At 40.2% G+C, this 23,265-nt stretch carries 18 protein-coding genes and 1 pseudogene; 7 read left to right on the forward strand and 12 right to left on the reverse strand.

The window, feature by feature from the left end:
• Positions 1 to 86: 86 nt before the first annotated feature.
• The 4 genes from QUD05_RS10390 to QUD05_RS10405 all read right to left on the reverse strand — a co-directional run bounded on the left by QUD05_RS10390 (position 87) and on the right by QUD05_RS10405 (position 2,180).
• Complete coding sequence (locus QUD05_RS10390) at positions 87 to 926, reverse strand: protein NO VEIN domain-containing protein (protein ID WP_289795963.1); 840 nt, start codon at positions 924 to 926, stop codon at positions 87 to 89.
• Between the two features lie 87 nt (positions 927 to 1,013).
• The gene (locus QUD05_RS10395; protein WP_289794484.1) at positions 1,014 to 1,175 is read right to left on the reverse strand and encodes a hypothetical protein; all 162 of its coding nucleotides are present in this window, start codon (positions 1,173 to 1,175) and stop codon (positions 1,014 to 1,016) included.
• Positions 1,176 to 1,370: 195 nt separating this feature from the next.
• Positions 1,371 to 1,643, reverse strand: a complete 273-nt coding sequence (locus QUD05_RS10400; RefSeq protein WP_289794483.1) for a hypothetical protein — start codon at positions 1,641 to 1,643, stop codon at positions 1,371 to 1,373.
• A gap of 129 nt (positions 1,644 to 1,772) precedes the next feature.
• Positions 1,773 to 2,180, reverse strand: coding sequence for a transposase family protein (locus QUD05_RS10405; protein ID WP_289795575.1), 408 nt, complete (start codon positions 2,178 to 2,180; stop codon positions 1,773 to 1,775).
• A gap of 333 nt (positions 2,181 to 2,513) precedes the next feature.
• Here QUD05_RS10405 and QUD05_RS10410 point away from each other — a divergent pair, with 333 nt between their 5' ends.
• Positions 2,514 to 2,666, forward strand: a complete 153-nt coding sequence (locus QUD05_RS10410; protein WP_289795964.1) for a hypothetical protein — start codon at positions 2,514 to 2,516, stop codon at positions 2,664 to 2,666.
• A 498-nt stretch (positions 2,667 to 3,164) separates the two neighbouring features.
• On the opposite strand, the gene QUD05_RS10415 is transcribed toward QUD05_RS10410, so the two are convergent.
• The 4 genes and pseudogenes from QUD05_RS10415 to QUD05_RS10430 form a co-directional block, all read right to left on the reverse strand.
• Positions 3,165 to 3,320 (reverse strand): hypothetical protein, encoded by a 156-nt coding sequence (locus QUD05_RS10415; RefSeq protein ID WP_289795965.1) that lies wholly within the window; start codon positions 3,318 to 3,320, stop codon positions 3,165 to 3,167.
• Between the two features lie 638 nt (positions 3,321 to 3,958).
• Positions 3,959 to 4,456, reverse strand: a pseudogene (locus QUD05_RS10420) (transposase); the annotation flags it as partial.
• Positions 4,419 to 4,676: a hypothetical protein gene (locus tag QUD05_RS10425; protein ID WP_289795966.1), complete on the reverse strand. Its 258-nt coding sequence runs from the start codon at positions 4,674 to 4,676 to the stop codon at positions 4,419 to 4,421. The gene QUD05_RS10425 and the pseudogene QUD05_RS10420, both read right to left, overlap by 38 nt.
• Before the next feature lie 105 nt (positions 4,677 to 4,781).
• Positions 4,782 to 5,045 (reverse strand): helix-turn-helix domain-containing protein, encoded by a 264-nt coding sequence (locus QUD05_RS10430; protein ID WP_289795967.1) that lies wholly within the window; start codon positions 5,043 to 5,045, stop codon positions 4,782 to 4,784.
• Between the two features lie 679 nt (positions 5,046 to 5,724).
• Between QUD05_RS10430 and QUD05_RS10435 the strand changes: the two genes are divergently transcribed.
• The 6 genes from QUD05_RS10435 to QUD05_RS10460 all read left to right on the forward strand — a co-directional run bounded on the left by QUD05_RS10435 (position 5,725) and on the right by QUD05_RS10460 (position 15,368).
• A complete protein-coding gene (locus QUD05_RS10435; protein ID WP_289795968.1) occupies positions 5,725 to 7,104 on the forward strand; it encodes a GNAT family N-acetyltransferase in 1,380 nt (459 codons plus the stop codon).
• Positions 7,101 to 7,934: a hypothetical protein gene (locus QUD05_RS10440; RefSeq protein WP_289795969.1), complete on the forward strand. Its 834-nt coding sequence runs from the start codon at positions 7,101 to 7,103 to the stop codon at positions 7,932 to 7,934. Before QUD05_RS10435 ends, QUD05_RS10440 begins: the two co-directional genes overlap by 4 nt.
• Positions 7,935 to 7,961: 27 nt before the next feature.
• Positions 7,962 to 11,984 carry a hypothetical protein gene (locus QUD05_RS10445; RefSeq protein ID WP_289795970.1) on the forward strand — a complete coding sequence of 1,341 codons (4,023 nt, stop codon included), beginning with the start codon at positions 7,962 to 7,964 and terminating at the stop codon, positions 11,982 to 11,984.
• A gap of 154 nt (positions 11,985 to 12,138) precedes the next feature.
• Entirely contained in the window at positions 12,139 to 12,969 is an 831-nt protein-coding gene (locus QUD05_RS10450; protein ID WP_289795971.1) for a hypothetical protein, read from the forward strand.
• A 2-nt stretch (positions 12,970 to 12,971) separates the two neighbouring features.
• Entirely contained in the window at positions 12,972 to 14,240 is a 1,269-nt protein-coding gene (locus QUD05_RS10455; RefSeq protein ID WP_289795972.1) for an ATP-binding protein, read from the forward strand.
• Between the two features lie 12 nt (positions 14,241 to 14,252).
• Complete coding sequence (locus QUD05_RS10460; protein ID WP_289795973.1) at positions 14,253 to 15,368, forward strand: phosphoribosyltransferase-like protein; 1,116 nt, start codon at positions 14,253 to 14,255, stop codon at positions 15,366 to 15,368.
• Between the two features lie 7 nt (positions 15,369 to 15,375).
• Here the strand turns inward: QUD05_RS10460 and QUD05_RS10465 are convergent, their stop codons facing one another.
• Genes QUD05_RS10465 through QUD05_RS10480 form a run of 4 tightly spaced genes read right to left on the reverse strand, consistent with a single transcriptional unit; the run spans position 15,376 to position 22,871 of the window.
• Positions 15,376 to 19,455, reverse strand: a complete 4,080-nt coding sequence (locus QUD05_RS10465; RefSeq protein WP_289795974.1) for a DEAD/DEAH box helicase — start codon at positions 19,453 to 19,455, stop codon at positions 15,376 to 15,378.
• Positions 19,456 to 19,462: 7 nt separating this feature from the next.
• Positions 19,463 to 19,825, reverse strand: coding sequence for a hypothetical protein (locus tag QUD05_RS10470; protein ID WP_289795975.1), 363 nt, complete (start codon positions 19,823 to 19,825; stop codon positions 19,463 to 19,465).
• Positions 19,818 to 21,149: a hypothetical protein gene (locus QUD05_RS10475; protein WP_289795976.1), complete on the reverse strand. Its 1,332-nt coding sequence runs from the start codon at positions 21,147 to 21,149 to the stop codon at positions 19,818 to 19,820. Before QUD05_RS10475 ends, QUD05_RS10470 begins: the two co-directional genes overlap by 8 nt.
• Before the next feature lie 18 nt (positions 21,150 to 21,167).
• Positions 21,168 to 22,871, reverse strand: coding sequence for a hypothetical protein (locus QUD05_RS10480; RefSeq protein WP_289795977.1), 1,704 nt, complete (start codon positions 22,869 to 22,871; stop codon positions 21,168 to 21,170).
• Positions 22,872 to 23,265: the final 394 nt, after the last annotated feature.

The raw sequence follows: 23,265 nt of genomic DNA on the forward strand, positions 1-23,265 counted from the left end.
ACTGAAGATGAAATCGAATAGTCTTGGAGGATGAAGAATGATTAAAAATATCAAGAATGTAATCATTAACACGGTAAATAATTATTTTAAAACGGCTCAGTTCCCTGTTGCCACAACTCCAGCCAATCATAATTAACACTCGTAACGGCAAAATCTGGTTCTTTATGGAACGGACGGCGTAAGTAGTGAATAGAACAATTACCTTCCATATCTTCTGCTAAAGGCACTTGCACCAATGCCAAAATGAAATTATCTGGCTTGTTTAGAGCGGTAATAATTTCATTCTTCGTCACTGTCACAGTTTTAGCGCCTGTAATTCGCCCTTTCACCTCAATAAATCGTAAGCCCTCACCCCGCCTCCGGCTCCCCTCTCCCAAATTGGGAGAGGGGCTGGGGGTGAGGGGACGTGACTCAATATCATAGCCGCACTTCTGATGACTCACATTTATTGGTTCGTACCCTAAATTGCGTTCTACTTCCATCACAGCCGTCATTGCTGCCTTTTCTACTCGTTCCGTCTCCCTGGCAAATATCGCCGTTGTTGCCTGTTGTTTGCCTTGCATTCGTTGCAGTAAGCCTACTGAAACTACCAACGCACCCCCAACCACCACAGGCGGTAATGGCGATAATCTACGTTCTTGCTCTAATTCTTCCAAGCGTTGCATTAATCGTGCTTGCAAATCATCAGCTCGCTGACGTGCTTTACCTGAGTTAATTTTGGCATTAGGCTTGCCAGCTTCCTCTTGCATTTTCAGTTCTTCAGCCCGATGATCCCAGTAATTAATCTCCTTGGTTAATCTATCTTTTACTGCTGTCATCGTTTTAGCAATAAGTTCCTCTTTGCGCTGCTTGAGTTCTTGAAGATGTTGGGGAACAAGATGAGCGATCGCATAACTCTTAGCTTTTGCTTCTAAATCTTCTCGCAACCAAGATTCTTCTAAAACTTTTTCTACAACACCCTTCTCCTCGTCTGTTAGCAGGGTGGATTAATTGTCGGGAGAGAAAAAGTTTTCTCACTCGACCATTGGACTCACAGGCATTGGGCAAAAGGAGTCGGAGTGGTCAAATAGCGCATCAAAAATCATTTGAAGTTGGTTAGCCATCAGCCTTAACGCTTCGGGAAGAGTCCGACAATTTAACTGACGAGCCAGGGAAACTAAAAACTGTCTGACCATCGCCCAATTAGCTGGTGAAAAACCGCCAGTATGAATACAGTTATCTTCATTTAAAGTTACATCCTTGACCCAATGAAGTTGATTTTCAATTGACCAATGACCACGAATAATCTCCGCGAATTCTGAAGCTGAATAATTTCAGCTACTTAAATAAAAGTGTTGTTCATGATAGTCAACAATCTGGCGACGACAATTCTATCCTTGAGGTCGAGTTCCATATCTGTTAACCTCAATTAAACTTTTAGCGCCAACCCAATCAGGTAGTGACTCAAATGGAATTGGATAGACTTTGACTTGACGAGTAGTCTTTCGTCCATGTAAATTTTCATCATGGTAATTGGTATCGATAGCGATTGAGGATTCAGCTAGCTCAGTAGCTACTTTCAGGAGATTTGGCTGGTTTCTTTTAATAGTAATAATGTAGTCATTTTCTCCCTCGATAATCAGCTCAACAGTTTTTTTTGGCAATGTAGTGCATCGGCTGTAATCACGATATGATGCCCATAAAGCTTTTTAATTAGCTCTTCTACCACACTAATCTCACTGTTTTTGTTATTTTCCATAGCTTGATGTCTGATTACCCATCCTTGCTGATGACTATAAACTGAAAACTGAAACGATACTCACAAAGTTTTGATAGGATTGATTTCCCCCGGTTACAGTACTTTTAATACATTTCCCATCGATGGCAAATAATTCTTTGAAATTAATTGGCAAACTCTTTTCTGCCCAGACGTTAAACAGTTCAGCTAATATCTGAAAATCAATTGACATCATAATATTTCTGAATGTTGATGCTGACGGAAATTGAATATCTGGAGATAAATCTAATAATTTGATTAGAGATAATCGATGATTTTTTGTGAACTCAGCTAAAGGTTTATACCCCCAATATCCTGTACAACTACCTAACAAAACTATAGTTAGTATTATCCAAAGTCTATGTCTAATACCTCTAGCATGTCGATAATCGGGAACCCCTTGGATTGCTTCGATTAAATTCATTCCTAACTTTCCTCTGGGAGAACCGTGTTTTTCTTAAGGAATCATCCTTCTATGTTATATTTTCTCTCTCGACAATTAATCCACCCTGCCTTCCCGCGTCGGGAAGGGGGTTAGGTTTTGGTGGACTTTTCCACATAACCTGAAAAGTCAGTCGTTACACAGAGCGAAGGCACGGGTTTTCAGAAACCCTTACTGGGTAAGGATCTGGAACAAAAAATAGGCTAAACGATAAAATGCGGAAACCCTTGCTATTAAAGGTTTCGTATACAGATGATGGGTTTGCTCTGGCTCGTTGCATCCGTTTGCAATTTCCGGAAAGTGGAAAAGCAAAGCATGAACGAGAATCGGGTTGTTACCGAAAACTTGCTCAAAACGATGAAATATCAAAATGTTTCGACACAATCAGAAAGTGCAGATTTGACAACCTGCATGGAAAGTCGAAAATGGATATTTGCGATTTTTCCCCAGTTGAACTGGAGAAAATAGCGTGAAGTCAGTGGAATCTATATCGTACTAGCCGTAGTCAAGAACAACTTCCAAATGCGAGTTTACATATTTGACATCTTGATATGTCAAATACCTGAACTTGTGAACTCCTGGCTGAGAGCAAGCGTCACGCTACACAAACACGAAACGATGCTTTAGCAAACCCTAAATAGCAATTTAAGGGATTGCTGTACAATGAGATGGCTTTTTGCTGTATATTAGCCTAATTATTGATTTACAGACGATTATATCCTCATATAGATGCTTGTCAACAGACTGTAACATTATATGTACGTATTTATATGGAGACGCACATCAATAACCCATATTGACCACGTAATAATCTGGGTTTTAGCCATCGTGTAAAAAACCTACACCTGTCAGGGGGATTAAAGTTGTTGGCTTATTCGTATCAATGAAAGTATTTCATGAACGAGTAAGCTTTTCTTATCTCAAAGAAATTTTGGGCAACCCGTACATCTAATTCCACTGTCTCTATCAGGCACAGCGATCGCTCTTTGCGGGCGGATAGCCATCACAAAGCGCGCTCAACGAAAGCAGCGATCGCTCAATGCTACTGACTATAGGTAAAGTCAAATAGAGTGCGATCGCCACTGAGGTATTTTTGTGAACACTACCATGCCAGCAATACAATTAGAAGATGTTTAAAATTTTGAATAGTCCGTCAAACTATTGTTATATAAAGCTTTTCAGAAATTGTTTAATCGTTTTATTTGTTGATTAGACTAGGAATCAAGTTTTTTGAAAGTCAGGAATCAAATTGTTCAACCGTTATTTCTTCTTTGTCAGGAAATAACAAGCATTTGATGCGCTAAAATTGTTCAACCGAATTATTTGTCTACAGTAGTCGGTTATTTTTTCGTATGATAACTTTAGGTCACTCGAAAATAGAATTACATGACTACGAGCATTAGTTTTAAGATTAGTTTTGACTATAATAAGCTAATCAGCATTCAAGTTGCATAATCAGGGCGGGCAAGATGCCATTAGTGTCAACTTAAGGTTAAAACCCATTTGTCAACGATCGGTTTTGTAAGTAATGAAGTATAAACTTGAACTTTTTTCTGCCTTTCATACGCAAGCGGGGAGTGATGCTAATAAACAAAGCATTAATAGTCCCTGAAAAAGTTCGTTTTTTGTCCCTTGAAAACCGAATTATTCAGCCTAAATGCTTATTGACATAGTAAGTTTGAGCTTAACTTGACACCAATGGCAAGATGCCCACCCCACAAGATATTGAGAAAATTTTCATCTGCAAATTAGATGTGTTTTAGCTTAACTATATTCAGTGCTTGGGCAAATTCTTTATGAAGTAGGGTAGCGTGATAAACATCTGTTTGGATTTGATCCTCTATACTACTTTTACATAAATATTTGTTCGGTATGTTACTATAATCCAGCTTTTCACCGTATTTACGACGAGAGCGTTTATTGGGGTCAGGATTTTGATAAGGTACGTACAATGCTGAATCGTAGCGTAACTTGGAAATTATATGCAAGTTAACTTGTCGAGCCATCTGCAAAGCGTTATTGTTACCAAAATGTCCATCTATTACTAAGTAAGTAAGTGGAACAAATCCAGATAGTAATTTGAACAGCGAATTAATCATTTTTTGAATTCGCACTAATTCAGATGTTAAAGTAACCTCCACCTTATTTTTGTTCTTGCTCCCTTTTGGTCGCCCACGTCCACACTTTTCTTTGGGTTTGATTTCTGGTTTTGGCGCTACATTACTTTTTTCTACATCCTTCCTGATTACCTGTTCTATTATCGCTATTACAGGGTTGCGTTATCCATTTGCCTTCAAGATTCTGGTAAAAAGTTCCCAGAAGTTGGGAACCGTTCCAAACTCGATACAGTTCTCCCAAATCATCTGGCACTGAGTCAATTTCAATTTCTGGCGCTACTGCGTCAGCTAAGTGGTCAACATATTCCTCAAACTCTGCTTGATCCGGGGCTTGGTTGTCAAATTCATCTTGTACAATCATTTGAGTAACCTCATTGATGGGGTTTAACAAAAGGCGATCGCCTTTTTGCTTTCATCAATACATTAGTTACTTTAGTAGCTAAAAATCAAGAAAATATCTAAAACTTTAATTAGTTACTTCAAGAGTGCTAAGGAAGTCGCTTAGAGAAATACCCAATGCTGCACAAATAGCCTCTAATACTTTAATAGAGACACTTTCAGACTCACCGTACTCTAGTTTTTTGATGTTCTGATGGGAGCATTCCCCTCCTGTGGCTGCAATTTCATCAGCTAGTTTCTGCCGCGATTTTTTACCGCGTAATCGCTTTAGAAGCTCCCCCCTCTCGTTATTCCAAGCAACGAATACAACATCTGCAACATAAATATACATTTTAGTTTCTTTTTTACCCTTCTCACTCATATAATAGCTACAGCAGTAAACAAAGACCGGAATTTTGGGCTACTACAGTTTACAAACAATGAGGAGATTAAGATGAAAGCGATCGCATCAGGATAGATTTAATTTCTGGAGTCCCTTACTGTTCTCCTTGGCAATAATTTCGATATTAGAAAGCCTTCTTGGAATAACTCGCGTACATCAGCGAGATTTTAAGAGTTCTAGTCCGATTATTAGGCTTAAGGATAACTCAACTGTGAGAACCAGGGAAAATCCAGTTGGAGTTGATCGTGTTTTCGTAGATGCTTTCAATACTAAACACTTGCGAGTAGCCTTTCTGATACGACAATTGGCTGGTAGTTTAGGTGAGATATGATTTGAACAAAAGTCTTGGTTACTTGGTTGAAATTACCCAAAGTATATTGTAATATTGCAATCCATTGAATTTTAAAAAAGCTAAGTATAAATAGGGTGCGTTACGTCGGAGTCCGTAATGCACCAAAGCTTTCGGACGGTGCGTAACGCAACGCTTTCACACCCTGCGTATATTTCCAAAATCAAACATGAGTCCTATAGTAAAGCAGGCTAATTTGGCAAAGTGGTTATGTAAAGATGTTAAGTTATAAAAGCCTTATTGATATATGGAGTTAAAAAAGGTTCTTGGGTGAAGTACGTGCAGATTAAATCCTTAGAAACTACAGTAACATTTGCAACAGAAAAAGACTTACCTTTTGTCAAGGCTCTCGCAGATGCCCATCGCCATGAGATAGGTTTTGTTAATAGAGCTACTTTGGCTGAGGCAATAGCTCATAAGGAAATTTTATGTACGTCTCATGGCTTCTTGCATTTTCATCACAGGCGTGACAGAATATCCACTTTATACCATCTTTCTGTTTCCCCATCTCACCGCCGACAAGGGGTAGGTTTTAAACTAATTAGAGCATGGGAAGAATATAGCAGAACATCCGGTATAAAAACTTTACGCCTCAAATGTCCATTAGATTTGGAAGCTAATGGTTTTTATTGCCGAATGGGCTTTAGTCGAGTCAATATTGAACCAGGAGTAAAACGCAGTTTAGTTGTGTGGCACAAAAAATTAGTGTCTGCAACACCATTAAGTTCTCAATTTGTTGCATCTTTTAGTGCGGGTGGTTCCCAATTGCAGCGCCTTTTTGAACTATGGCAATCAGGCGGTGATTTGGAACGTAATCCCTTTGCTTACGTTATTTATTCACCTATCACTTGCCCACCATCTACTACCAAATTTTTGCAGCAACAAAAAGATGTAGCAAACATTAAAAGTGTCTGGTTAGATTGTGGTGCTTATCAAGTGCAGCAAGGTAAACGAACTTATGATGAACTTCTTGCCTTTTTAGATAAATTTTATAAAGAAAATCAGTGGGCAGATGGGTATGTATTACCTGACATTGTACCTTTAAGCACAGATAATGATGAGATTGTAGAGTACAAAGTCCGTGACACACTCTACCATTGTGAGGCATTTTATAGCAAAATGCCTAATTATGTACAAGAGCGTGCGATCGCTCCCGTACAGGGACGTACTATCAAGCAAATCAATCGTTGTATCGAAACCTATGCGAGACTTGGTATTCGCAGAATTGGCTTTGGTTCTTGGGGAACATCAGGCCCTAACGGAAGTGTCAATATGATATCTTTTGAGAGCTTGGCATTATTTAAAAAAGTCTGTGATATTGCTAGAGAACATGGAATGCTTGTTCACTGTTTTGGGATTGGTGGGCCAAACAGCTATAATCGCCTCCGCAGACATAACTTAATTCCCGATACTCTCGATAGCACAACTTGGTGGAAAGCTGGAGGCTTTGGCAGTATCTTTTTCCCTAATAAATCTCAAATTCAAATTACAGTGAGACGTAGTTTTGAAACCACGAAAGCGGGTGTAGAAAAGCTCAAAAGAGATACTCACCACTCCTGTTATTTTTGTGAAAGTATTGAGCAATTAAGAACTAGCCGAAATCATCGAATTATGCACAACCTAGTCGCTTGGTTGGATACATTGGAGCGTGATTTATGAACAAAAGATTGACTCTCCACATACAGCAAAATACCACTTTGTCAAGAGTGGCGGTTATTCTGGAAAATTTTTCTATTCAACAAACAGATATTGACCAGTTAGCGGTTCTCTGTAAACTTGGAGCTACTGTTTTACAAAAAAATGTTTTTCCCTTTCTGCGTAACCTTTCTATTCTCGACAAAAAGAATCCATCTAGTTTAACTTCACTAGGTAAAGTAGCGGCTGATATTCAACAATCAAACCCAGCTTTACTAGGCGATTTTTTACACTTAGTAATTTATCAGCTACATCTTTTCGACCCTGATAAAAGGTTCTCCTGGGCTTATGCAACTGTCGTACAACAACTGTGGTTACGAAAAGAAGTTATTTTATCACCTGCTGAAAAAAAGTCCATAGTGGGAGAAGTGATTGAAAAAGCTGCTGTGAACTTTGAACTTACTGCCAGTGAAATAGCATTCAGTGATAGCAGTATCACTGGTGTCTTGAACTGGTTACATTCTCTATCACCCTGTGTAATTAAATCAGAAGGAAAATCCGAATACTTCAGTCGTCGCTACTTCTGCGCTGCTCCTATTTTTATAATGGCGGTAGACGCGATTTACAAACAACGGCAACGAACCTATGGAACTAAGATTTTCTTGCGCGAAGACATTAAAGACGCTATCTGTCAAATGCTTTTGCTAGATCCGAGTGGGTTAGACGGCACTCTAGATAATGCAAAATGCACCTATGATTATGACCAAGGAGAGTTCTTTGACTGTGGGTATGAAGGGGGTTATGGACAGTGGATTATGTTAAATAAATCCCCAGAGTGGACTCAATTAATTTAAAAATTTATATTCCCTTCAAACCTATATATGAAACGACTATTTATGAAGAAATTATTAGAGCAACTAGAATCAATTCAAGCAATTGTAGATACCGTTAGTCCATCTCAGATTGAAAGCGAACTTGAAAGTATAGCCCATAATTATGAATTATATGCTATCAGCTACGACCCACTCGAACAAGTTAAAACACTTCGAGATCGTTTAATTGATGAAATTGGTAAGGGAAAGCCTGTCAATGGCTACCTAAGTGCTGACTATGGCTATGGTAAAACAGCAACCCTGATTTATTTGTGGTCTGAGTGCAGGCAGAATACAATTGTAGCTGTGCCACCGTTCAAATTTAAAGAATTGGGCGACTTAATGGTTGCCACTTATGCCTGGATTAAGGCAAGTTTAGAACAATCCTCCCCTAGTCTTGTTCCTAAAATTGAGGCACTATATTCTCAGTACGGTCTAAAGTCTCAACAAGAACAAGCCGCAGAAATAGCCCGCAAGTACAGAGTCTCTGAAGACAAAGCTCTGAAAATTGTTCAAGAATTAAAAACTGACACCACCAATACTGATAGTGTTCTAAATTTTTGGCAGGAGAGTGTTTCTATTTTGCGGGAAGCAGGTTTTAAGGGGTTAGCAATATTTGCTGACGAATGTCAAGAATTCCTGCGGACTGAAGAGGGATCTAGCGTTCGTATCCAGATTTTGAGCGATTTAGTCAAAGGAATGCGGGCTTTAGGTTCTACACCTGTCGCACTCATTCTCGGAATGCCTACCACGCCCACTGAATCAGCGATTGAAGAACAGGCTGGTGATATTATCCACCGGATGCAGGAGCAGAAAGTATCGCTGCGATTAACTGACGCTTATAAATCTGATTTTCCGGGTAAGCTTTGGGATTTTTTGTGTGAGAAGTTTTTGCCAGAAGATAAGTCTCAGGGAAACGAGTTAGTAGATTTAGCAACCCTTGAAAGTTTGGGACAGTTGTGCGAGCGCAAAGACCTGGGAAACGGCCCTCGCACCGTTATCGAAGTCTTTAAACGCATAGTTACTTTTGCTCAAGAAAAAGGGAAGCCGTATACTCCTCTGGATTTGATTGAGGATTATCTTGAGGGACGAGTGCAGTTATACGGTACGCAGCAGCACAAAATTAGTGATGCTATTAACAAAGTAGAGTCAGTGATTTCCTTTAAAAAACATCCAAAAGGACGAGAAGTAATTAAGCTTCTTGCTAGTTTTCCATCGGGTGTGAACGCAAGTATCGCTGAGAGCTTCAGACTGTTAAAGAGTTTAAAAAAGCTGGCAGAAGACGACGATTTTTATGGTTCGTACATTGTACAACCAACCGAACGTAGCTTTGCCTTAGTTGCTCTTCTTCAAACAACTCCTCCTACAGTCATTGATAAAATTCTTGGGTCATTTCGTCGTAGCTGGTTTGGAGAGTGGAATGATGCTCAAAAAGAAAAGATAGCAACAACGATTTTCTGCCAGGAAATTCTCCCCTTACTTTTCCCAGTTTCTCGCTCTGGTCAGAAAGCCAATTGGAATTGGCGCTATAAAGGTGAATGGCAAGAGGATAGATTTGGATTTTATAATTTTTTGACTAGCTCTCCTGAGAGATATAATTTAGAGTTTCCCAACCGTTCTGTCGTTATTAGTGTTGGTGGTGAAGACTCTGACTTGATGAGATTTACTCCGCCGGAAGAAACTCACTTAGACTGGCGATTTTACTTGAGGTATGACCAGAATGCAGCTAATGTTCCACAAAGATTAACTGCGATCGCGGGGACAGGTCAAGTAGATTTCCACCTTCAGCTTGCTCGAAGCGAAAGGGAATATCCGACAGCTTTCGGCTTACTCCGCAAAATCATGGTTGCCGAACAGTGTTCAGCTTGTACGTTGCTTAATTTATCTAATTATATTCAAAACTGGCTCTCAAGCCATCCTGAAGTCAGCGCATCAGATAGAGATAGATTAGAACATCACCGTCAGGAGTGCCACGCCTTAGCTCTGCGGCTGCTATTCCCATCAATTGCATCAGAAACCTGGAAAATTCTCGGTTTAGAGGCAGTCAATGGTACGGAAACAAAACTGATAGAATCTGTGTTTTATCAAAAGTGTAAAACTCTATTTCCGAACTATCAATCTTTCTACACAAATCTGCGTCCAGCACTTCTCAAGTATAAGGTAGCGCTTGAGAAAATTTCGTTGTCTGTTCGCCGGGGTCGTCAGTTTTATCAAGCCTCAAAGGAAGATTTTGAAAATTTATTTGAAGTTGCGGGTTCTGGTCTGCCTAGCCTTTTGGCAATTTTGAAACAGCACAGTTTGATTAGTGAATCCAAAATTGCTAGTAAGAAAACAGAAAATTCTCAAGTTCAATTTACTGTTCATCCTCTGGAATCCTTGATTCAAAACCAACTCAAATCAAAAGAGGCAGTTGAAAATGTACAGGGTCAGGAAACTCAGATATGGAAAGAGGTCAAAAAACTTGGCTATCTTCAAGAAGAGTTTGAGGAAGCACTGGAATGGTTGCAACGTCGTCGCTATATAGAATGGGAGCGACCAAGGGGAATCATTCGCACTTCTGTGGCAGAACTAGACCTTAATGATTTGAAGGGTCAGTTAAATGAACTTCGCACTCATGTTTCTTCATTACTAGAAATTTTTGATGAGAAGCTTTTAGACGAGGTTCTTAGCGACCTCAATGAAGCAGAAACAACTCTTTCTTCAGTAGCAACTTCACCACAGGGGTTTAAGACAACTGAAGAGAAACTAACTTTATCTAAAGACTTTGATAGCGCAGCGTTAGCGAGTATTCGAGCGTCTGGCGTAGAGACTGCACAGAAGTTCGCGCAACACAAGGATGATGTGGTTCTTGATGGAGTTTATAGAACAATACAAAACCTAAGCGATCGCCTGGAAATATTTCGCCGGGATAAACGTTATACTCTGCAAAAAGAACTAGGTGAAATGACACGAAAATTAGAAGATTTAACGCTCGAATTGAAGGCTTCTAAAGTTAGTCAGGCAATTCTTACTATGAGTGGTTTAGAAGATTGTTTTAATGACCATCGAAAGACTTTAGAAAAACAATTTTTACAGCTAGATCAAGATTGCCATAATATAGCCAGTTCGGTTGCCTTAGAAGAAGCAGACATTCTGAAATTACATCATCAACTCAATCACTGTAAGCAGTTTTTGCAAACTAACGAAAGCACTCAAAAAAAACTTATTGATTTAGTAGCTGGTCTCGAACAGTGGCGAATTATTTTGACACGTGCTGAGAATTTACGAAACAGTTTGAGTAACGATTCAGAACATCTAGTGCGGTATAACGATGAGTTTGTTGACCGAGTGGTAGAGCATTTTAGCCGTCATGGGGTAAAAAGTTTTAGAGAATACGATCTGCTGCAAAAACCCTTGGCTGAAATTGAAGTTATTATTAAAGGTGAGAGGCGATCGCGTCGAGATAGTTTCGAGCAACGACTAACTCAATACGAAGATTTATTGTGTCTAATTGCTCCTAATGAACGTTATTTGAAAGACAGATGCAAATTTGATGATGAAGACCGTGAAGGGTCTTATGAAGCCCTAAGACAAGTTTTTTGGGAAAAACTACTCCAGCAGTGCAAAAATTTGATTTTAGACTGGGAGCAACTAGAAAGAGATTTATACTTTATTGCCCGAAACCGCGAACAAGATGTGACTCCTCTTTTGAATCAGGTCAGCAATTTAAAAGCACAGTTACTATCAAAAATAGACTTGTGTAAAGAAGCACTCACAGACTTTGAAAACCTTGAAGCCCAGGTTAACGAAATCAAATCTATTTTTGATAAATGTCTGGGTTCGCGTGAGGAATTGAGCAAAATTGAGCTTCCAAAAAATGAAAATGTTCTAGAAGAAGAAAGACAGTTTTTAAATGTCATTAGCACAGTAGAAACTGGTCTTACAATTAGCCAGGTTTGTCAAAGTTTACCAGATAATCAGGATGTATGGAAACTTTTAAAGACTTTGTATAAAAAGGGTTACTTAGAGATTACGCTCCGCCAACGAGATTAATTTTTACTTTGAAAGCGAGGGTATTTTTGAATAACAGCAACCAAACTAGCGTAGCACTCCTATTAACTGATAAGCAATAAAATAGAAGAAACTTTCTACTCATACGCTTAAAGCTACTATGTCCAAGAGAATTCCAACTTTTCATTTACCCAAGGTGTATCCAGAGGATATGAGGATACTTGTAAAGGGTCTTGTAGCTAATGAAGGTCAGACCTTAAAGACTGCTTTGTATTGGCTAGAAGGTAAGCTAGTTACTCACAACGTAAATAAAGTAAAACCAGCAGGTACGCCCATGTCTGCTACAACTATAAAAAACTATTTAGCAGGTTTTTACGTTCTCGATTTATATAAAGCAGATGGTCATATCTACTCAAAAACAAACACTGAAAAGACCAGACCATCGATTTCTGTTCAGTCAACAATCCAAATTATCAATCCCTTAGAAAATCTTGCTCAAAATTCGCCCTCTCTTGAAACATTTAATGAAAATTTAACTCAGATTTGTTCTCAGTATTCGCAACTTGTTAAAGATTACACTAACGCTAGGTTTCAACTTCATGAAAAACATCAATTATCTGAAAATCCAAAACCAGCACTACTTCAAAAATTATTAATACAACACTGTGGCTACAGCTATGTTGGTAATCCAGGGGTGGGTTATCTGGAGTTGTTTTACAGAGACAAAATAGAAATTGACAATTACTTAAACCTCTTAGACTTCATTTTAAATAATTACCGCGATATTGCCCAGAAAAGTCTGGGTTTAGTTCCAGTTGCTCAGATTCGTGATAGAGTTGTGAAGCAAGTATCAGATTATACGGAAGAAGACCTTAAAAAACATTTGATTCAGTTGCAATTAACTCGCCGTATCGAATTAAGAACAACTAAATCTCAACTTGCCCGTAATATGGGAATTGATTTAATTGACATTCGAGGAGTTAAGTATGGATTTATTAAGATTTTAGAACCTGCTATTGCTGTTTGACTATGCCCTATCAAGACGTTAATGCAAAATCTATAGCACCTGCCCAAAATCCTTATGTTGTTTCTGGATCTGCTGCATCAGTAGTCTCTCAGGACGACACCTCAAAACTGGTTCGTACAAAATTTATTAATAACCTTCTGGATGAAGTTAAACAATCCATTAAAATCAGAAGACCTATCAAGTTATTTTTTGTAGGAGAGTATGGATATGGGAAAACAACTTTACTCAATTTGATAGCTAAAGAATTTAATGATAATGGCGGGGTGTGCGTTCCCATTAAGTTTCAAGAAATCGTGACACCGATTGCAGCATCAAGCCAGCAAGATAAGCACTTTGAAAGTCTTTTGGGAGCAATTCTACTGAAGTTGTACAATGTCTTGCTTCACGAAGGTCTTTTAAGCAAATCAGATAAAGTATTATTTGAAGAAACAGAGTTGATTAATTTATTTGAGATTTTTTTTGAATTCCTGAAGCGGACTCAAAAATATTATGTGCTAATTGCTTTTGATGAAGTTGAGGCACTATTTTCTAACCTCAGTATAGAAATTTCATATTTTATGAGTTTCTTGCACAGTTTGTCTGAGAAGTTTTCACTAAGACCAGGTTGGGCATTGTGTGTAAGTGTGACCGAAGAATACTATAGTCAAATTATTTCAGAAGCTCGCCAGCTACAAGAAGCACGGTTTAATTTTAAAATCCTCAAGCCTTTGAATCCACAAGAAGTAAAAGAGTATATAGAAACCAAAAATAGTTCTGTAACTTTGAAGAATGATAATAAGCTTTATCCTTTTGAAGAGGAAGTTATTGACTTTGTTGCAGTAGTTTCTGGAGGTGTTCCCCGATTTGTAGAAACGATATGTCAGTTGCTTTGGGCTGAAGCGGAACCATCCCAAACATCAGTTGGCCTTGAAACGGCTCGAAGAATTTTCAGTAATAGTTATCGAGTGTATGCCGAGGCATATTTTTCAGAGTTACGAATTAGTAATGAGTTATCTGAAGAAGCAGAGGCTTTTTTAAATCTTCTATTTTTTAGTGGTGGAAGAAGACAGTCAATACAAGACCTTTTGATTCTGTATGATTCTTGTTCTATTTCTTATTTTTATAGACTAAGTGAACAACAAGCTAAGTATAGATTAGACAAAGCGAGTTCACAACTCAGGAGTAAGTTAGATTTTGAGCAATATATCGAAGTTTTTGGTCAAAGACCTTATATGTATACTCTTACAAACTTAGTATATAAAGATATCTTCAAATTTCGGGAAAGACTGTAAAATAAACGCTTTATGTCAGCAGAAAACCTGGATCGTAATTCTCCATCCATTAAGCCTAAGATTATTGCTGAGGAAATCAAGCAACTACAAAGGAAATTAAGTGAAATTGTAGAACCATACCAAAAACCGATTTCTTCAATTTTACCAGAAGAACGGAGGGTAGAAACTTCTTTGTTATTTGACGATATAGAGATTGAGGCTTGCTATGATAGGTTTTCTAGCTGGGAAGGTTCTTTGTCCAAGAAAAAAATTCGCGATTGGCTGAATCAGTTTGAAACAATTCTAGAGCAAAACATAGCCTATTTACTCCTGAGTAAGTTACAATTTTTTTCCATAACAAATATTGAATCAGCTACTCGAAGTTTACAGCAGAATTTACTTGATTTACTTCTAAAAAAAGATAATCTTTGGCAAGCTTGTCATGATGATCCTAAAGTTGCTTTAAAAGATAATGAAGCTGAGTTTAAAAAATGGTTGAGAAATAAAATTATTAGATATGCTGAATTACCTTATGATGCAGCAGAAAGTCAGTACAGGCTTTGGGGAATTTATGAAAGGTCTGCTTTGACTGCAACTAGCGTTCCTGATGGTAAAAAAATCAGACCTCTGAGAGAGTATTTTCAAGCAGGTACAGGAAGCCATGAAACATCAGTGTTTGTTTTTATGGATTATACTAACGCTTCCGGTGAGCAACTCAGTAAATCCCTTAGAAAAATTAATCAATTACTCTCTAAATATCCAGAATGGCAGAAAAGTTTATTTGTTTTTATGTATGTAGTTGAGTCTGAAGCATTTCGGATTGAAGATATAGAATTACGCCCCCAAAATAGCCAAACACTTGCTTATAACGCTATGCTTCATTATAAAAGTACAGAAATTATGAGAATCCTTGCGGATAATCAAATCACTGAAACTGAGTATGATGATTTCATAGAAAAATATTGCCTGCGTGCTTCTGAAAAGAGTACTGTTGGATATCGAAATTCTGGTGCTTTAACTTGTCATCACTATAATTGTCCCAACAACACATTACCTTTTTTTAATAAACAGAGGGAAAACTGGGAAGCGCTTTTTAGAAACAGCCAAACGCCAAGCGCCACCCGTTATAAGCAACTAAGGCTTTTCTAAGCAAAAACTACGCATAATCCGCAGGGCGACGCAAAACCTTAAACGGATTGGCAGATATTACGTCATAACCCGTATATTGTTGCCTTGCCATTTCCTCAGCCGCTATCCACTCAGGATGCTCATCAGTCCACAATGGATGTCGCAAAATCAAGACCTTTGCTAAACGCCCACTGCGAACGTAACCACGTAAACTGCCAAACTGTATATGTGAAGTGTACCCCAGACGTGCCAAGGTAGCAGGGATTGGTGCTTTTGCTCCTATAATTAGATTCCTCCAAGGATTGGGACAGCCATTCCAAGATGATTCAAGGTCGATCGCACTGGCACTTGATGACGCTATCCGCGCCATATCTAACGCTAACCGCCAGTCTAAAAGACCATGATAGGACAAATTGTAAAAATCTCGCAGGCACAAATTGCAAGAGGTATCGCACTCGCTTTCATGCTCTGGAGACATCCACTTTGCGGCGATACTATCGAGATGCATTGGTTCTGCCATCGCCATCAATCTGCTCAACTGGGCAGCATCATTAAAAAACTGGCAATATCCTGCACCATTTTCTAGCTTGTCACATAAAAATGCTTGACCGATAGGTTGTCCCGTCACTTCATCTGGCAAAACACGCAACCCCGCTTCCAACTCCAAGGCATCCACATCCAACAGCGCACCCGCCGCAATTCTCAGCCAAAACGCAAAAGAATACCAACCGGCACGCCCCTCAACCTTCGTGGGATCGGCAAACACCCCAGAAGGCCACCGTTCAATATTCACCAGCAAAATATCTGTTACCCGCCGCGAGATCAACGCCACACGGTAAGCAGCACCAGAGACGGAAACATAACCCTCCTCGCCAACAGCATAAGCCCCATTCTTCAATTCCCCGTAAATTTTGGCGGCTTGGAAATCAAATCCTCCCTTACCTTCATGATCATTCACTGAGAGAATTTGGTCAGTTAGCGCCACCACCGAACAGTTGTCCACACTGGCAGAGGCAACTCCTCTGGCATCCACACTCAAAGAAGGACGAGTCGATCGCGGTTGCCACTCGAACTGTCCATCAAAATCTTGCGGTTCCAGATCGCTAAAAAAGCCCTTCGGTTCGCGGACATCCAGAGGTATGAGAGAGGGTTCGGAGTATTGACAAACTGGACAGGTTTGCTTTTCAGGTTCCCGTTTTCCTAATGCAGGTTGTGGCATAGCAGGCAGGGACACAACCGCCTGACAATGTTCGCACACTCCGATGGGGTTGGTGTTTCCTTGAGGCAAAGGCGGGTAAAAACCATTTTCTGAACTGACAACCTTCCCTGCTGGCCTCAGCACCACCACACCAACTGCCGTGTGAACTGCCTTATCCTTAACTGTTTCCGAACCCGGTGCAAATTGACTGAGAGCAATATCCAAATTACGATCAACAAGACCATCTTCTGGGGGCCAGGGGAAAGACTGGCGAGGCCAGCGCGTGTAAAGCACTCGCACACGAGTCGGGAAACCAAACATTGGCAGCAAACCAGCATTGGCAAGGCGTTCACTCAAAGCATCCTGCGAGTAAGATTCATTGCTAGCAATCTCTCTGATTTCCTCAATCAGGCGATCGCGCAAATAGCTTCGCATTTCCTCTTGAAATTTCTCACCAGCCACACCCGCCCAAGGGGTTTCAATACTGAGAGATTCCATAATCGAATTGATAACCTCTTCATTCCTAGCATCTTGCAGCCACTCTCGAATTTCCGGCTCATAAGTTGCCCATTCTTCAGCCGTGCCAAATTCCCCATGTACATTATCAGTTTGACTGCCTTGACTCAAAATTGGTGTGTCGGTAAAAGCTTGGCGCAATACCTCTTTAATTAACACCCGTTTGTAGATTGTTTGGCTTCTCATATCCACATAGGGAGGCGGGGGCGGATCGCCTGTCATGCTTTCAGGACGTTGGTAGTAAAAATCATCGTGGCTTCTCCCCCGGCAAAATGTCACCGCCAGAGAAACCCCACTAGCGCGACGACCAGCCCGCCCAACTCGCTGCTGGTAATTAAAGCGTCGCGGCGGCATATTTGCCATCATTACCGCATTGAGAGCGCCGATATCAACCCCTGCTTCCATAGTGGTTGTCACGCTTAACAAATCGACCCCGTAAATCTTCTTTTTGGCAAGTTCATTAGCAATGAAAACTTCTTGAAACCAACGCTGTCTTTTCGGTCGTTCCGCTTTATCGGTTTGTCCTGTCAGTTCTTCACAATTCATGCGAAACAGCTTGGCATCTGGTCTATCTGTTAATTCCGTGTAATAGTCGAAATGTGAAGTCAATTGTGCCGATGCAACAGGTTGTAAAGATTCTGGGTCTATGACCACATTGTGTAAATAAAACGCATTGGTTTGCGGACACCTGTAGACTCCCTGACTCAGTTCTGGAGGGACTAGCGTTAATTTATCTGGGTTTAAAATCAGTCCATTAGACGAAGAAATTCCTGCCCCTGACTGTAACAATTGCTGTTGCACTTCAACGTCAGTCACACCCCAATTTCGTATTCCTGCAAGATAATCGAGCGAGTAACGCCGAAAGTGGTTTTCTGTGCCTTGATAAATCCAAGAGCAATATTTATATAAACTCCTAACGCCTAACTGACGGATAACAGCTTCTGTGGCATTAATTAAAGCTAGTGAAGCATTTTTGTCAGTTTGGTAACTCACCCAACCTTGACCCAAGGCTTCCAGCGTCCTGGCAATATGGGGGAATAAAGCATACATTAGCTCTGCCATCAACAGAGCGTCCAAGCGAGCAATATGCTGTCCTTGTTCTGCATCAGCGTTGACTAAAGGCAAGGGAACAGCGTTACTCCAGTCGTAGCAATTAAACCAAAAATCCCAGAATTTATCTGCGGTTTTGTATCGCTTGGCTTTGAATTCTGAGCCACCGTGACAGATACCTATTTCTAGTAATTGATCGCGAATTGTGCCGCGTAAATTTGCTAAGGGAATTCGCCCTGGATAACTTTCTAATAACTTTACCCAGTCTGCATGAGCTTGCCGATTATTAGGTGGCGCTCCCATGAACCACATCAGTGCTTCAGTCATCAGATGTGCATTGGCAGCAGCAAATCTTTTCTGTGCGATCGCATCTTCTGGTTGGGAGGGTTTTGTAACTTCAGCATAAAGAAGCGAATTTAACGTTTGTAACTGGGGAAGATTAGCAGGGTTAAAGGTAAACATTATCCGCAGGTAGGAAACCAAATCACCCCAATATTGCCGAAACGATTGAATCATAGTGAGGCGTACCATATCTCGATAATGATCTCGTTCCATTCCCGCAGCCAGTTTTGCCGCATCTTGGCGACTGTCAGAAAAAATCACAAGTTTTCGGGATGAAGATGTTCCTATCCCTTCATCGGTCATTTCTCGGAATAAAGCTCCCGCCAAGACTTGACAGGCTTTTTGAAACCCTGTCCGATGACTTCTTAAAGGTGTTCTGAATTTCTTGCGCTTTCCGTAGTCAGCATCGCACCGAGGACATTTGCTTGGCATGGAAGGCTCTGTTGCAGCTTTTTGTCCGGTGGAGGGTATTGAAGGCGGTACTGCTGCTTTTTTTCCGGCTTTTTTTTCGTGAACTTGATACAGCCATCCTGGAACCTCTTTGTCTAAGTTGAGCGGTACAATTTTTTGGGAAAGTAAACCTGTTGTTTTATCTAAATTCAGTGCATCCAAAACCTCTTCACGTTCTTCCTGTATCTTTTGCAAAATTTTACGGAGGCGATCGCGGCTTTGTTTTGTTTCTCTGCCGGAAACTGGAGTTAAGCCAGTATAGCGACCAAAAGTGATATAATTTCCTTGACGCTGTTGTTCCAACCACCTGTGAACGTCATTGTCATCTAATGCTATTCGCAGTCGTCGCAGTTGGTCTTCTACTAAAGCATTCAGAGGATAAAGAATAATCGCTCTCAAAGCGTGGGGACGAGTTGTGTGCGCCCACTGCGAAACTCTGATATCGTTATTATCATCTTTAGAATTATTCCACCACTGGCGGTTAGCAGATGGTGAGCCTGAAGTAGTCCAAGTTAACGACTCTCGTGCGAGTTGGGCAAAAAGTGGCAGCAAGAAACACTCAGTTTTTCCCGAACCTGTGCTTAGTGGTGACGACAATATCTTTACGGTTGACTAAAACTTCATCTAGACTTTGCCTTTGGTGTCGATACAGTTCGATATTGGAGGGAAAGAGCTTTTGCCCTAATGATGACAAACCACTATATTCTGATGGTAGCCGCTTTGTTGCAGCCGCTAGATTCAGACCGGAAGAGGGATAGATGGGTACGGTTTCGATTAAGGGCGGTTGACTTAAAACTCCGGTTTGATTGAGAACCCGAAAGCGTTCTTCGCCTAAAACTTGCGATCGCAAAGGAAAAGCACTTTTGATGTAAAGTCGATACAGGCGATCGAGCCTTTGATAAGCTCCTAGTAGGTCATGCACAGCTAAAACCCTCGTCGCAGTTTATATAAAGTTTTTTTGTCAATTTTTCTGCTAAATTTGGAGCAATATTTTCATAAATAAGCCATAGATTCTGTTCGGTTTTGTGATAGATTGGCACAAATCCAGAAGCTAGCACTAAAGCACGTTCGTATAATTCAGGCCATCGTTGAGAAAACGGAATTGCTAAACGTGCGGTTGTAGAATCGTAATGGGCGATAAGCAAGCGATCGCTGTAGTGCAGAGCGAGAAATCTTAACCCATACCAATCTCCTTGTAGCCAAGTATCGGTTTCTGCTTCATAAAAAAGGGTCATACGGGAAAAATCGCTGCCTTCTCTATTCCACATTTGGTACATTCCAGTTTCGTTCTGGAAAGTGCGCTCAACAAAATCATTGCCGTCAAATCGCATCCATTCGTAAAGAGATGGCACTATACCCGGTACGCTTCTAAGACTCTGCTGCCAAATTCTCATATCCGGTAAGATGTCAGCCAGTCGGCTCGATACATCACCCGTGTTAATAATAGGAAACTGCTCTGTAATTATATTACGTTCGTTTACTTTCAGACGAATACAAGGTGGTGCATTTCCTGTGGGTTGGGAAAGGGGTATTATCTCTGCATATTTTTCTAACTGGGTGAGCCAACTGATGCAACGCTGACCGCATAAAATAAATTCTTGTGAGTTTAACTGAGAGTTAATTTTCACAAGAGTCGCAGGAGCAGCAGACCATCGTTTACCATCTAATGAAGATTCAACATGACCGAGCAACCTAAGTCGGCGTAAGATGCGTTTAGGTTCTTCAAGTTGCAAGACTTCACACCCTTTCTTGAAAGATTCCCAAGTTCCACTACCAAGAGCGGATAGCCAGTAAAGAAGTTGCTCGGATCGACGGGATATATCAATATCAATGAATGAATTATTGATAGATGCTGATTCTATTAAGTCAAATGGATGATCGCAGGTTAATTCCTGTACGGGCTGATAGGGAATGTTGTTACTATACTCATAAACATCATGAGCGACCCCAACCATAGGTTTTATTTCTTCATAACTAAAGCTGGGATTACCTGGAATAGTAGATTTAAAAAAAGGTAGTTTAAGCAGATTTGATTGAACTTCCGTTGGTATGTCACCTTTTTGTAAACTTTCAAGCGCCAGAAAAAAGTAAAATGGTTTGCGTGATTTTACCCCTTTTTCCACTCGTAAAAGCGGAACGAAATTTCCCAAATTGTGACGTTGAACTTGCTTGGAAATTTGCTCAATAAGTTCTTGTGGATTTCCCCTATAAGAAAAACCTTTATACCAGCGCTGGATTTGTGGCATTATGCACCTGATTTGCTTTTACTCTTTTGCAGAAACAGTCTGAATGACGCTGCCACATATATAATTCCCAGAACTAATAGGTGTTATTTCATAACGTTGTGGTTTTTCTATACCAAGCCAACTCCAATCGACGATTTTGACCAAACGTTCTGTGGATTCTCCTGCACAAGTTGCCTTGACAACATAGTCTCCTGAACTTGGTAAATTTACCGAAATTGGCGTATTTGTACTTTGCGATCGCTCAATTATTGATAAATTATCCAATAATCGAGTTATTTGTAACGTCACAGTGGGATAAAAACCAAAGATGGTAACTTGAGGACTATGACCCTCCAACCATGCGCTCTGCTGCGGAACACGTAACCCCCCTGAAAAGCTAATAGATAAACAAACATTGGGCTGCAAAGCATCCTTAAGTTCTTGATTGCTAATAAATACTCCATTCCAAGCTAAGGAAATAACCATACACTGGTGAAGCTCTACCCAGTTTGAATTATTAAATACAGGCTGAGGTTCACCGCTCCACTCTATTAGCCGCTCATCTCGCAAGCGATTGATATCTGGAAGTAGTTCTTTTTTACATAGCAGGATAAATTTAGTGCCGAGTGATGGTTGACCCCAAGTTGCATAAACTCCTGTATCTGTATCATCTGGATCGGGAATTAACATCCAAAAATCACGAGAAGGTAAAACCAGAGAATCAAGGTCAGATTGCAGAATAATTGGGTATTTAGCACCGCGTTCCAATTCACTTAAACTTAGAGGAAATTCTAAGGGTAAATACCAGCCAGGGCGTTCATCTATTAACCGTTGATCTCTCTTACCATACTGAATTTTTATAGTGTTTAACTCCCATCCCCGCACTTTTTTTGGGTAAGGATAGTAATTAACATCACCAAAAAACGGATCTTCTGTGCGATATAAACCAGCAAATATGTTACGACTCCAATTACGTACTCCTGCTTTTACTACTGCTGGCCGTCCTTGTGCTTGCCACTGCTGGTAAACTTCATGAATAGATTCGGCTACTGCTTCATAGCGTTCCCTGTTATCAGTTAGCAATAGTTTGAGATGTGTAGAGAGTCGCTGCGCTTCTCGTCTCACACCAGCAAACAGAGTCATAGCATCCCACTGCGCTGTCCATTGTTTCTCATTAAACAGTTGTACAAGTCGGTTTTTATCTGTACGACGAAGTAACGATTGAGAAATTGGATAATTAATATAAGTGGTTGGGCCTCCACGACCTCGATGTGCTGAAGGCATGAATCCATTTACCATCAACCAAAGATTCCAGCCTTCCCATAAGGGTTCTTCTCCTTGTTTACCAAACTTCATACCTGGCGGACGACCATTTTCTGATGTTGGCAAACCTAATACTGCTTTTAGACGCTTAAAATAGTTCTCTTCTGAGATTTCCTCTTCATCTACCATTTCATTGGCAGCCAGAACCATTGCACCTAAAAAAGCAACTCCTTGCGGTAAGCTGTCTAAATTACATCCTTGCAATTTAACCAAATCAACTCGTCCTTGTGTGACAACTTTTTCTCTTACGGCTCTACGGAAGTCATCACTCCAATTGCCATCTTCAATTTTTTGGTTGAATTTCTGACCAATTTGCTCTAAAATTTCATTGTCAACACTCAGATAAACTCTTTTACCCCGTGGCAAGCCAGTGGTAAAATAAAATATAAGCGCTTGATTCCACTCTCTGTAATTTGCCATTGCAATTCTAAGTACTTTGATCTTGATGTGTGTATTTATGCGTTTATAGACAAAATATTAGATACACTCATGCTTTGGTCAGTACAATTTTTTATACCTTCATTATCACAATAAATTATACAATTATTATACTTAAAAGGCGAGGTGTGGTTATCGCTTTTATACCAAACTTCACTATTTACGGTAAGAAAATGTCATAGACCAACAAGTTTTCNNNAANGCGTACCAGTCCTTCATTTACACTTGGGAATACATGGAGCCGAAATCAGCTTGTAATATGCGTTCCAAGCAGTTTTGTTCTGGGNNNACTTCAGAGCGATCGCTGGTGATCATGATGGAAAGTCCCAACAAAGACGGCTGAAAACTTCATTTTCTCATCACCTTGCAAAAGTTT

The sequence above is a fragment of the Nostoc sp. GT001 genome, assembly GCF_030382115.1.
Taxonomy (GTDB): Bacteria; Cyanobacteriota; Cyanobacteriia; order Cyanobacteriales; family Nostocaceae; genus Nostoc.